Source organism: Venatoribacter cucullus, from assembly GCF_016132445.1.
In the GTDB taxonomy this organism is placed as follows: domain Bacteria; phylum Pseudomonadota; class Gammaproteobacteria; order Pseudomonadales; family Oceanobacteraceae; genus Venatoribacter; species Venatoribacter cucullus.
Map to the genome: position 1 here is coordinate 2,524,924 of NZ_CP046056.1, position 12,577 is coordinate 2,537,500.

General features: G+C 53.2%; 10 protein-coding genes, 1 tRNA gene and 2 rRNA genes (1 of these 13 cut by a window edge). 7 read left to right on the forward strand and 6 right to left on the reverse strand.

Going from position 1 to position 12,577, the window contains the following annotated elements:
- The first annotated feature begins 155 nt into the window (after positions 1-155).
- Positions 156-1,385 carry a phosphoglycerate dehydrogenase gene (gene serA / locus GJQ55_RS11960; RefSeq protein ID WP_228345194.1) on the forward strand — a complete coding sequence of 410 codons (1,230 nt, stop codon included), beginning with the start codon at positions 156-158 and terminating at the stop codon, positions 1,383-1,385.
- 327 nt (positions 1,386-1,712) lie between these two features.
- Here serA and hisF read toward each other — a convergent pair whose 3' ends face one another.
- The 4 genes from hisF to hisB are packed head-to-tail and all read right to left on the reverse strand — an operon-like array spanning position 1,713 to position 4,500.
- On the reverse strand, positions 1,713-2,477 hold the full coding sequence (gene hisF, locus GJQ55_RS11965; RefSeq protein WP_228345195.1) for an imidazole glycerol phosphate synthase subunit HisF: 765 nt from the start codon (positions 2,475-2,477) through the stop codon (positions 1,713-1,715).
- 2 nt (positions 2,478-2,479) lie between these two features.
- Positions 2,480-3,220, reverse strand: coding sequence for a 1-(5-phosphoribosyl)-5-[(5-phosphoribosylamino)methylideneamino]imidazole-4-carboxamide isomerase (gene hisA, locus GJQ55_RS11970; RefSeq protein ID WP_228345196.1), 741 nt, complete (start codon positions 3,218-3,220; stop codon positions 2,480-2,482).
- A gap of 32 nt (positions 3,221-3,252) precedes the next feature.
- Positions 3,253-3,897, reverse strand: a complete 645-nt coding sequence (gene hisH / locus GJQ55_RS11975; protein WP_228345197.1) for an imidazole glycerol phosphate synthase subunit HisH — start codon at positions 3,895-3,897, stop codon at positions 3,253-3,255.
- 12 nt (positions 3,898-3,909) lie between these two features.
- Positions 3,910-4,500 (reverse strand): imidazoleglycerol-phosphate dehydratase HisB, encoded by a 591-nt coding sequence (gene hisB, locus GJQ55_RS11980; RefSeq protein WP_228345198.1) that lies wholly within the window; start codon positions 4,498-4,500, stop codon positions 3,910-3,912.
- 81 nt (positions 4,501-4,581) lie between these two features.
- On the opposite strand from hisB, the gene GJQ55_RS11985 reads away from it, so the two are divergent.
- The 6 genes from GJQ55_RS11985 to GJQ55_RS12010 all read left to right on the forward strand — a co-directional run bounded on the left by GJQ55_RS11985 (position 4,582) and on the right by GJQ55_RS12010 (position 9,853).
- Positions 4,582-4,992: an acetyl-CoA sensor PanZ family protein gene (locus GJQ55_RS11985; RefSeq protein WP_228345199.1), complete on the forward strand. Its 411-nt coding sequence runs from the start codon at positions 4,582-4,584 to the stop codon at positions 4,990-4,992.
- 102 nt (positions 4,993-5,094) lie between these two features.
- On the forward strand, positions 5,095-5,712 hold the full coding sequence (locus GJQ55_RS11990; RefSeq protein ID WP_228345200.1) for an MlaC/ttg2D family ABC transporter substrate-binding protein: 618 nt from the start codon (positions 5,095-5,097) through the stop codon (positions 5,710-5,712).
- A 167-nt stretch (positions 5,713-5,879) separates the two neighbouring features.
- A complete protein-coding gene (locus GJQ55_RS11995; protein WP_228345201.1) occupies positions 5,880-8,288 on the forward strand; it encodes a bifunctional diguanylate cyclase/phosphodiesterase in 2,409 nt (802 codons plus the stop codon).
- 65 nt (positions 8,289-8,353) lie between these two features.
- Positions 8,354-9,421, forward strand: coding sequence for an A/G-specific adenine glycosylase (mutY, locus tag GJQ55_RS12000; RefSeq protein WP_228345202.1), 1,068 nt, complete (start codon positions 8,354-8,356; stop codon positions 9,419-9,421).
- Positions 9,418-9,696 carry an oxidative damage protection protein gene (locus tag GJQ55_RS12005; RefSeq protein ID WP_228345203.1) on the forward strand — a complete coding sequence of 93 codons (279 nt, stop codon included), beginning with the start codon at positions 9,418-9,420 and terminating at the stop codon, positions 9,694-9,696. Before mutY ends, GJQ55_RS12005 begins: the two co-directional genes overlap by 4 nt.
- 81 nt (positions 9,697-9,777) lie before the next feature.
- Positions 9,778-9,853: transfer RNA gene (locus GJQ55_RS12010), tRNA-Phe, on the forward strand.
- Positions 9,854-10,564: 711 nt separating this feature from the next.
- Here GJQ55_RS12010 and rrf read toward each other — a convergent pair.
- Positions 10,565-10,680 (reverse strand): 5S ribosomal RNA (rrf, locus tag GJQ55_RS12015).
- 165 nt (positions 10,681-10,845) lie between these two features.
- Positions 10,846-12,577, reverse strand: a 23S ribosomal RNA gene (locus GJQ55_RS12020); it runs 1,159 nt beyond the window's last position.

The window sequence follows — 12,577 nt, forward strand, 5'->3', positions numbered from 1 at the left end:
CTGAATAATCTTCGCGATGAAAACGGGGTTTGAGGCTCACGTTAACAGGCCGGCTATGCTAGCATACGCGCCTTATTTTTCGGAGAGCTTTATCTCCGACGGAGCCGCCCCGGCGACTGCCGCACAGGTTTTATCATCTGCTCACAGGTACTACCATGGCAAAGACCTCCCTCGACAAAAGCAAGATCAAGTTCCTTCTGCTGGAAGGCGTACACCAGTCGGCGCTCGACACACTGCACGCGGCCGGCTACACCAACATTGAGTATCTGAAAACATCCCTGCCGGATGACGAGCTGAAAGCCCGTATCAAAGATGCGCACTTCATTGGTATCCGCTCCCGCACCCAACTGACCGAAGATATCTTTGCCGCCGCCGAAAAACTGATCGCCGTGGGTTGTTTCTGCATTGGTACCAACCAGGTTGATCTGAAAGCGGCCACCAAGCGTGGTATCGCGGTATTCAACGCGCCGTATTCCAACACCCGCTCAGTGGCGGAGTTGTCCATTGCTGAAATCATTATGCTGATGCGCGGTGTACCGGAGCGTAACGCTCAGTGCCACCGTGGTGGCTGGAACAAATCGGCTGATAATTCTTACGAAATCCGCGGCAAAAAACTGGGCATCGTCGGTTACGGTTCCATCGGTACTCAGCTGTCGGTGATGGCCGAAAGCCTGGGCATGGAAGTGTACTTCTACGACGTGGTCACCAAGCTGCCAATCGGTAACGCCAAGCAAGTGGGCAGCCTGAACGAACTGCTGAACATTGCCGACGCCGTGTCCCTGCACGTTCCGGAAACCGCCGCCACCAAGTGGATGATCGGTGCGGAACAATTCGCGCAAATGAAGCAGGGTTCTATCCTGCTGAACGCTTCCCGCGGCACCGTGGTCGACATCGACGCCCTGGCCGAAGCCATCCGCAGCAAAAAACTGCTGGGCGCTGCTATTGACGTATTCCCGGTTGAACCGCGTGCCAACGGTGAAGAATTTATCACCCCGCTGCGTGAATTCGACAACGTCATCCTGACCCCGCACGTGGGTGGCTCTACCCTGGAAGCCCAGGAAAATATCGGTAAAGAAGTGGGCGAGAAGCTGGCTCAGTACAGCGACAAAGGCACCACGACCTCTTCCGTCAACTTCCCGGAAGTGGCTCTGCCAGGCAACGCCAACGTACACCGCATTCTGCACATTCACAAAAACGTGCCGGGTGTAATGAACGCCATCAACAAGATTTTCGCTGAAAACGACATCAATATTTCCGGCCAATACCTGCAGACCGTTGAAGATGTGGGCTATGTGGTTATTGATGTTTCCAAAGACGCCTCAGAACTGGCGCTGGAAAAAATCAAACAGGTGGAAGGCACTATCCGTGCCCGTGTGCTGTATTAATTCGCGGGATTAACGGCATAAAAAAAGCGGCTTCGGCCGCTTTTTTATTTTATATGCAGATCATCTGCCATGATCGGCTTAAACAAGAGAGCAATCACTGCAATGTTCTCAGTATGCGAAACCATGTAAGGCATGGTGTTCGGGGTAAAAGAAGCAGACCGCATGCCGCAGGGCCGCATCTCGTTCCCGACGAACTGCGGCATTCACCTCGTCCTGAGGATCGATGCGGCATACGAGCCTCCATGGATGGATTTACGGCGTGTCTGCGACTTTACCCTGACACGCCATCGCCCGAACATGGAAGGCATCCATTAAGACTGAATCGTCTTAATCCAACCGCATTTCAATACCGGCCGCCGCCATATGCTGCTTGGCCTGCTGCACGGTGTATTCGCCAAAGTGGAAAATACTGGCCGCCAGTACCGCATCGGCATGACCGATTTTTACGCCATCGACCAGGTGATCAAGATTACCGACACCGCCGGAGGCGATGACCGGAATATTCACCGCATCGGCAATGGCACGGGTAACACCCAGATCAAAACCGGACTTCACACCGTCACGATCCATGGAGGTCAGCAGAATTTCACCGGCGCCGTACTGAGCCATTTTCACCGCCCATTCCACCGCATTAATACCCGTGGGTTTACGCCCACCGTGGGTAAAAATTTCCCAGTGATTATCACCCACCTGCTTGGCATCAATGGCGACCACGATGCACTGCGCACCGAATTTGTCCGACGCAGCCTTCACAAAATCCGGGTTATACACCGCCGCCGAATTAATCGAGACTTTATCGGCACCGGCATTCAACATGCGGCGGATATCCTCCAGCTCACGAATGCCACCGCCCACGGTCAGCGGAATAAACACCTGCTCGGCAATGGCTTCCACCATATGCACGGTGGTTTCACGGCCTTCGTGACTGGCGGTAATATCCAGAAACGTAATTTCGTCGGCGCCCTGGTCGTTATAGCGCTTGGCAATTTCCACCGGGTCACCGGCATCGCGGATACCAACGAAATTAACGCCTTTTACCACGCGGCCTTTATCAACATCGAGGCAGGGAATAATGCGCTTGGCCAATGCCATGATTATGCTCCGGTTAACTCGTCGGCCAGTTGCTGGGCTTCGGCTACGTTCAGCGTGCCTTCATAAATCGCCCGGCCGGTAATAGCACCCAGAATGCCCTGACCGGATACTTTGGCCAGCGCGCGGATATCTTCAATATTGGTCACACCGCCAGACGCGATCACCGGAATACCGCCTTCCACCGCCAGTTGCAGCGTGGCTTCAACGTTCACGCCCTGCATCATGCCATCGCGGGCAATGTCGGTGTAGACAATGGAGGTAACGCCGTCATCGCGGAATTGTTTGGCCAGATCCACCGCCTTAACGCTGGATACTTCCGCCCAGCCGTCGGTCGCCACATAACCATCCTGCGCGTCCAGACCGACAATCACATGCCCCGGGAAGGCTTTGCAGGCTTCTTTCACAAAAGCCGGCTCTTTCACCGCTTTGGTGCCAATAATTACATAGCTGACACCGGCTTTGATGTAATGCTCAATGGTTTCCAGTGTGCGGATACCACCGCCAATCTGAATCGGCAGGCCCGGAAAGGCTTTGGCAATGGCGGTCACGGCTTCGCCATTCACCGGTGTACCGGCAAAGGCACCGTTCAGGTCGACCAGGTGCAGGCGACGACAGCCGGCATCGACCCAGCGCTTGGCCATGGACACCGGATCATCACCGAACACGGTAGAATCATCCATACGGCCCTGACGCAGGCGCACACATTGGCCATCTTTCAAATCAATAGCAGGAATTACCAGCATGGTTTTACCTTAATTCGGAATGTAAAAAATAATCAGGCCTGACCGTCCCAGGCGAGGAAATTACGCAGCAACGCCAAGCCGGCGTGGTGGCTTTTTTCCGGGTGAAACTGCACCGCAAAGACGTTGTCTTCGCCCATGGCGGCGGCAAAATCGACGCCGTAATGACCACGGCCTTTCACCTGTTCAGGCTTTTCTGCCTGCACATAATAAGAGTGCACAAAATAAAACCGGCTGTTATCAGCAATACCCGCCCACAGCGGGTGAGCCACCTGCGCCACTTTATTCCAGCCCATGTGCGGCACTTTAAGATGCTCGCCATTTTCGTGCAGATCATTACCGAAAAAACGCACCTGACCGGGGAATAAACCCAGACAGTCAACGCCACCGTTTTCTTCGCTGCGATCCATCATGGCCTGCAGCCCGACACAAATACCCAGTAACGGTTTGGTTTTGCGTACCTCGGCCACCACCTGATCGATGCCCTGCTTACGGATTTCCGCCATGCAGTCACGGATGGCACCGACACCGGGTAACACCACATGGTCAGCCTTCAGAATGGTTTCCGGGTCACTGGTTACCAGCACCCGGGTATCCGGCGCCACGGTCTGTAACGCGCCGTGGGCCGAGTGCAGGTTGCCCATGCCATAGTCAATGACCGCACAGAGTTTACTGCTCATGCTCTGCGCTCCTTACAAGCAACCTTTGGTGGACGGCATCACACCGGCCATACGCGGATCCTGTTCCAGCGCCATGCGCAGCGCGCGGCCGAAGGCTTTGAAAATGGTTTCCGCCTGATGGTGAGCGTTAAAGCCTTTCAGGTTATCAATGTGCAGCGTCACACCGGCGTGGTTCACAAAGCCCTGGAAGAATTCCCAGAACAGCTGCGTATCCAGCTTGCCGATGCTGGCGCGGGTAAATTCCACGTTCATGCTCAGCCCGGGACGACCGGAAAAATCAATCACCACCCGTGACAGGGCTTCATCAAGCGGCACATAGGAATGACCGTAACGGACGATGCCTTTTTTGTCGCCCACGGCTTTGGCAAAGGCCTGGCCCAGGGTAATACCAATATCTTCCACGCTGTGGTGGTCGTCGATGTGGTTATCGCCTTTGCAGGTAATATCCAGGTCGATCAGGCCATGGCGGGCAATCTGATCCAGCATGTGCTCCAGGAAAGGGACCCCGGTATCAAAACGGGATTGACCGGTACCATCCAGGTTAATGGTGGCACGGATCTGGGTCTCCAGCGTATTACGCTCGACCGTTGCTGCGCGGGACATGGCTGCTCCAACTCTCGCAAAAAGGAAAGGAAAGCATTATAAAGCAAAGCGCCAAAGAATATACCCGACAGGAAGCCCACCGTGCCCGTCAAACTCGAACACATCCATACGCCCACTGCTGCCGACTGGCAGGATCTGGAAAAAATTCATCAGGATACCAGCGCCACCGGTTTTGCCGCTGATCGCAGCGCGCTGGAACAGTGGCTGGCCGACGGCGGCTGGATAATTGCCGGCCGCTTTAACGACCGCCTTATCGGCGCCCTGCTGGCGCAAGAAACTCCGGCCGGGGTGACGCTGTCTCAGGCCGGTGTACGCAGCGTGACGCAACGACGCGGCGTGATGCATCAGATGCTGCACTTTATTCAGCGCTGGGCGCAGGAAGAAGGCAAAACCCTGGTGGTGCGCGACTGCCCCGAAAACCTGCAACCGGCATTACAGCACCGGGGCTTTATGGCCGCCGATGGTGAACTGCAGTATCGGCATAACGGCTGAAGAAACGTTCCATTCCGGCAACAGGCCATTCACGCCGGACGGCTTTCATTCTGCAACACCCTTGCCCATACTGCGTCAATGCTTGAAACAAGGTTGTCATTTATGAAAATCGCTCTGCAATCCTTCTCTGCCTTTGTCATTCTGTTGGCGGCTGCCCTGCTGTCTGCAGCCGTACAGGCGGCACCGGAAGATCCGCGCACCGTCGTTGAACGTGCCACCAACGGCATTATTAATGATCTGAATAAGCTCACGTTGGAGCAGCGCACCGATGCGGAAATCCGCCGGCTGGTCATGACCTGGATCATACCGGCCATTGATCAGCAACGCATTGCCATGGGCGCACTGGGCAAACACTGGCGCCGGGCCACTCCGGAACAGCGACAGGCCTTTATTGACCGCTACCGTGAACTGCAGATCCGTACTTACAGCGGGGCGTTCAAGGCCTTTAATGGCGAGCAGTTTGTCTTCGAAGACGTGCGCTACAACGACAGCGGTGATCGCGCGCTGGTAAAAGGCACGATGCAACAAACCGATGGCAAACTGGTGCCCGTTGATTTCCGTCTGTATCAGCGCAACAAAACCAGTGACTGGTTGGTATACGATGCCGTTATTGCAGGCCTGGGCATGGTTAAAACTTACCGTGACCAGCTGAATGAACGCCTGCAAAATATCAGTATTGATGAATTACTGGCGGAACTTGCCGAGCAAACCGCAGACTAACGCTTCACTCTCCTTGATTCATTCCCTTCTTTAACTGGCCCTTGTGGCCAGTTTTTTTTAGCCCATGATGGCAATCAGACCGTATCTTTTCTAAGCTGACAGCTGGTTTTGCCCCATCCCGGCCAGAACTGCCGGGCATTCCGATGACACAGAGCAGGTAACAACCCTTGTTGTTTTTTCGCCCCTTAAACTCGCAATCGTTGCGACGCAAGCTGGTAATCATTGCCTTGCTGACCACCGGCCTGACACTGTTCATCACCAACCTGGCGTTCATTTCTCTCGAGTACTACCTCAGCCGTCAGGATGTCGACAAAAAACTGACCATTCTGGGTGAGGTTATTTCCAATCGCGCCAGTGCAGCGCTGACGTTCAGCGACTTTTCCATGCTGCAAACCAACCTGAATACACTCAATGCCGACAGCAGTGTGGTCCGCGGCTGTATCTATGCCGACAATCAGGAGCTGGTGGCAGCCTATACCGCACGGCAGGAAAATACACCGGGCTGCCCGCCAAGACTGCACGAACTTCACGGCAGCGAAGGCCTGAATTTCCATCAGTTCTTCCCCGTTATGCTGGGCGAAGCGCCGATTGGCACCTTGTATATCGAAGCCAGTCATCTGGATCTGCTGCAACGACTGGGGCAGTTTTTATTCTTTTCCCTGTTAATTCTGCTGGCCGCCGTGATGCTGGCATTTTTACTGGCCAGCCGCCTGCAAAATGTTGTGACCCGTCCTATTCAGGAGCTGGGTAACACACTGCGCCACATTATGCTGAAAAAGGATTACTCGATCCGGGCGAACAAACAGAGCCATGATGAACTCGGCGACCTGGTTGATCTGTTTAACACTCTGCTACGCACCGTTGAAGATGAAAATGCATCACTCAAAACCAGCGAAGAACGCTTCCGCAAACTGACCGCGCTGTCGCCCGTCGGTATTTTCCAGATAGATGCCAAGCAGCGCCTGCAATATGTGAATCAGCGCTGGCGCGATATTCACCATGTACCGGATGAAACACCCTCTCTGCATGACTGGTTTGCCCGCATTCATCCGGATGACCTTACCGAAGCTCAGCAAGCCTGGAATAAACTGACTTGCGAGCAGGAGAGTATTGCCCTGGAAATACGGCTCAGCCGCAAAAACCATGAACCGACCTGGATTCAGGTATTAGCCAGTACACTGCACGACCGGCACGGAGAATTATTGGGCTATCTGGGTGCTATTTCGGATATATCCGAATTAAAAGCAGCGCAGCTGCAAATGGAAAACCTGGCGTTTTACGATCCGCTCACCGGTCTGGCAAATCGTCGCTTATTCCGCAACCGACTGGAAAAAGCCGTTAAAACTGCCCAGCGCCATCAAAGCTCAATGGCTTTGTTATTTCTCGACATGGACCAGTTCAAACGGGTTAACGATACCCTGGGTCACGATGCCGGCGACCTGATGCTGAAAGAAGTTGCTCACCGACTGACGGCCGCGGTAAGAGAAAATGATACCGTTTCACGGATCGGCGGGGACGAGTTCACCATTCTGCTGACGGATGTACATCATAACAACGATGTATTGGTGGTCGCCGAAAAGCTGCTGCGCATGCTGGCCAAGCCGATCCGCATTAAAGGCCAGGACATCGTCACCACCGTCAGTATTGGCATTACCTTAACACCGGATGATTCAACCGATGCCAATACGCTGATGAAAAATGCTGACCTGGCCATGTACCGCGCCAAAGAACTTGGACGCAATAATTTCCAGTTCTTTTCTGAAGACATGAACCGCTCCATCATGGAACATCTGGCACTGGAAAAAGAAATCAGCGAAGCATTAACCCGGGAACAGTTCAGCCTGGTTTTTCAGCCCAAAATCAGCCTGTTTGATTTCCACATTACCGGTGTCGAAACACTGTTACGCTGGAACCATCCGGAAAAAGGCTTTATTCCACCGGATCGTTTTATTCCGGTTGCGGAAGAAACCGGCCAGATCCTGGAAATCGGCAGCTGGGTACTGGAACAAAGCTGCCGCCAGATCAGCTCGTTAATCCGCAGCAAAGTCCTGCCACCAACCACCAAGGTTGCGGTAAACCTTTCAGCGCGACAATTTAACGACCCCAGCCTGCTGAATCGCATCCGCAGTGTTATCGAAATCAGTAAAATCCCACCGCAATGTCTGGAGCTGGAACTAACTGAAAGTACCTTAATGGATGATGTGGAAAGCGCGATTGTGACCATGCAGGAAATTAAAAAAATCGGCATTTCCATTGCAATTGATGATTTCGGTACTGGTTACTCATCGCTGGCGTATATCAAGCGTTTTCCGATCGATGTACTGAAAGTAGACCGCTCATTTGTGATGGATATTCCCGGTGACCAGAATGATATGGCGATTACCGCAGCCGTTATTGCCATGGCGCACAAACTCAGCATGACGGTGGTCGCCGAAGGCGTGGAAACCGAAGAGCAATTGCACTTTCTGCGCCGCAATAATTGTGATGAGGGGCAAGGGTATTTATTCAGCAGGCCATTGTCACTGGCCCAGCTGCATCAATTCCTGAGCGAACATCAGCGCCGGCATTCAGACTGATACACAACACCAGCAGCTAAAACATTGCGCTACTATAGCGCTCCGCCTGGACAACCCAGCAACTTATGACAGCACAACTTTTCAGCAAGGCCGTACTCGATTGGTACGAACAATACGGGCGAAAAAATCTGCCGTGGCAACAACAGATTTCTCCTTACCGGGTCTGGGTGTCAGAAATTATGTTGCAGCAAACCCAGGTAACAACGGTTATTCCGTATTTTGAACGGTTTATGCAGCGATTCCCTGATGTATTCAGCCTCTCCACCGCCAAACAGGATGAGGTTCTGCATCTCTGGACCGGCCTTGGCTACTATGCCCGCGGGCGTAACCTGCATGCCTGTGCCAAAACCATCGTCAATGAATACAACGGCCTGTTTCCTCATTCCGTCGAACAGCTGTCAGAATTACCCGGCATCGGGCGCTCAACCGCCGCCGCCATCGCCTCGATCAGTATGGGCATTCATGCCCCGATTCTCGATGGCAACGTCAAGCGCGTATTAACTCGCTGTTTTGCTGTACCGGGCTGGCCCGGCGATGGTCAGGTACAAAAACGACTGTGGTCACTGGCAGAAGAGCTGACACCAAACCACAGCTCGCGACAGTACACCCAGGCCATGATGGATCTTGGCGCTACACTCTGCACCCGCAGTAAACCAGCTTGTGGTATCTGTCCGTTACAGCCGCAATGCCTCGGCCTGAAAACCGGCAACCCGACCCAATTTCCCAACAGCAAGCCCAAAAAAGCCAAACCTGAAAAACACACAATCCTGATCATGATCAGCAATCCGGCCGGCGAATATTTTCTGCAACAACGACCCCAGCAAGGAATCTGGGGCGGTTTGTGGAGTTTTCCGGAAGGTACCGACCGACAAGCCGCCAGACTGATGGTGCAGCGTCTGTTACCCGGTACAGAAGCCTTAGAACAGGAATTACCGCCATTCCGGCATACGTTCAGCCACTACCATCTGCATATTCAACCCGTGGTATTCCGGTTGCAACGACATCTGGCAACGGTGCAGGAAACCGACAATCCGAATCACTGCTGGTACAATCCCGTCTCTCCCGACAATATTGGTCTGGCAGCTCCGGTTAAAATGCTGCTGCAGCAACAGAGCACAGAGGAATATCCATGACCCGCACCGTATTTTGCAAAAAATATCAGCAAGAACTTGAAGCACTGGCTGCTGCCCCATTCCCGGGTCCAAAGGGCGAGGAAATTCTGCAAACAATTTCAAAAAAAGCCTGGACCGAATGGACAGAACATCAGACCCGGCTGATTAATGAAAAACACTTGAACATGATGGATTTGAAGGCCCGGAAATATCTGACCGAGCAACGCGAACGTTTTCTGAGTGGCGAAGAGTTTGACGCAGCCGAGGGCTATGTTCCTGAAAATAAAGATAAATAAAGTGAAACAGAGGGGTTGACACCCCAACGGCCAACGGGTTTAATACGCGCCAATTCACGAACAACACGTTGTTCATGAAATGCCCAGATAGCTCAGTCGGTAGAGCAGCGGATTGAAAATCCGCGTGTCGGTGGTTCGATTCCGCCTCTGGGCACCATTAAATACCTAAAGCCTGCATAGCAATATGCGGGCTTTTTTAATGGCTCTGATTTTACTTCAGGCGTCATCGAACCGGGTTCGATGCATCAGAACCATCCATGGTTCTGCCCCTGCGGGCAGCAAAGCTGTGCCAATCGGCTCCCGGCCTATTGGTCCGCCTCTGGGCACCATTAAATACCTAAAGCCTGCATAGCAATATGCGGGCTTTTTTAATGGCTCTGATTTTACTTCAGGCGTCATCGAACCGGGTTCGATGCATCAGAACCATCCATGGTTCTGCCCCTGCGGGCAGCAAAGCTGTGCCAATCGGCTCCCGGCCTATTGGTCCGCCTCTGGGCACCATTAAATACCTAAAGCCTGCATAGCAATATGCGGGCTTTTTTATTGCCAGCAATTTTGTATTGGTGTCATCGAAGAAAGTGAAATTATAAAAGCCTCACCAGGATAACCGGTAAAGAGTCTGATGCCACAAGCCAGCTGTTCAATCAGCGTTGCCGGTTGATTCCTTCACATGGGGACCAGCGGCAGGAGCCGCTGGCACAGCTTGCTGCCCACAGGGCGAGCACCAGGGACGGTGCGAGTGGTACCCCACGGCCGACAGAGCACGTTCGTGCTCACGGCCCTGTGGACCCCATGCGAGAGTGGGTTTATCGTCAGCGCAAAAAGAAAAACCCCCGATAGCGTGAGCTACCGGGGGTTTTGAATAAGAGCTTGACGATGACCTACTCTCACATGGGGAGACCCCACACTACCATCGGCGATACTGCGTTTCACTTCTGAGTTCGGAATGGATTCAGGTGGTTCCACAGCTCTATGGTCGTCAAGCAAACCTTTATGAAGCATTGTCGTCTTACGTAGTCTGCGACGTTTCTTCAAATTAGGGCGGATACATGAGTTTAAATTGGATTCTCTCGCGAACCGGCGGTTGCCTGGTCTGTTTCTTAACTCAGTTTTCTGAGTGTTACCACTCACACCAAGTTTGGGTGTTATATGGTCAAGCCTCACGGGCAATTAGTATCAGTTAGCTCAACGCCTCACAACGCTTACACACCTGACCTATCAACCTGGTAGTCTTCCAGGGCCCTACAGGGAACTCGAAGTTCCAGTGAGATCTCATCTTGAAGGAGGTTTCCCGCTTAGATGCTTTCAGCGGTTATCCTGTCCGAACTTAGCTACCCGGCAATGCCACGGGCGTGACAACCGGAACACCAGAGGTTCGTCCACTCCGGTCCTCTCGTACTAGGAGCAGCGCTTCTCAAATCTCAAACGCCCACGGCAGATAGGGACCGAACTGTCTCACGACGTTCTAAACCCAGCTCGCGTACCACTTTAAATGGCGAACAGCCATACCCTTGGGACCGGCTTCAGCCCCAGGATGTGATGAGCCGACATCGAGGTGCCAAACACCGCCGTCGATGTGAACTCTTGGGCGGTATCAGCCTGTTATCCCCGGAGTACCTTTTATCCGTTGAGCGATGGCCCTTCCATACAGAACCACCGGATCACTATGACCTACTTTCGTACCTGCTCGACGTGTTGGTCTCGCAGTTAAGCCGGCTTGTGCCATTACACTAACCTCCTGATGTCCGACCAGGATTAGCCGACCTTCGTGCTCCTCCGTTACTCTTTGGGAGGAGACCGCCCCAGTCAAACTGCCCACCATACACTGTCCCCAGCCCGGATAACGGGCCTAGGTTAGAACCTCAAACATACCAGGGTGGTATTTCAAGGACGGCTCCACTAAGACTGGCGTCTCAGCTTCAAAGCCTCCCACCTATCCTACACAGATAGGTTCAAAGTTCAGTGCAAAGCTACAGTAAAGGTTCACGGGGTCTTTCCGTCTAGCCGCGGGTACACTGCATCTTAACAGCGATTTCAATTTCACTGAGTCTCGGGTGGAGACAGCTCCGCCATCATTACGCCATTCGTGCAGGTCGGAACTTACCCGACAAGGAATTTCGCTACCTTAGGACCGTTATAGTTACGGCCGCCGTTTACCGGGGCTTCGATCAAGAGCTTCGCTTGCGCTAACCCCATCAATTAACCTTCCGGCACCGGGCAGGCGTCACACCCTATACGTCCACTTTCGTGTTTGCAGAGTGCTGTGTTTTTAATAAACAGTTGCAGCGGACTGGTATCTTCGACTGGTCTCAGCTTACGGGGCAAGCCCTTCACCAAGTCCAGCGCACCTTCTCCCGAAGTTACGGTGCCATTTTGCCTAGTTCCTTCACCCGAGTTCTCTCAAGCGCCTTGGTATTCTCTACCTACCCACCTGTGTCGGTTTCGGGTACGGTCTCTTTGTAACTGAAGCTTAGAGGCTTTTCCTGGAAGCATGGCATCAACCACTTCGGACTCCGTAGAGTCACCGTCATCACACCTCAGCATTGAAATCCCGGATTTGCCTAAGATTTCTGCCTACATGCTTAAACACGGACAACCAACGCCGTGCTGGCCTAGCCTTCTCCGTCCCCCCATCGCATTACAAAGAGGTGCAGTAATATTAAACTGCTTCCCATCGACTACGCATTTCTGCCTCGCCTTAGGGACCGACTAACCCTGCCCCGATTAACGTTGGACAGGAACCCTTGGGTTTCCGGCGGGGGAGTTTTTCACTCCCCTTGTCGTTACTTATGTCAGCATTCGCACTTCTGATACCTCCAGCCTGGTTCACACCTTGACCTTCAACGGCTTACAGAACGCTCCTCTACCATGCGTATAAATA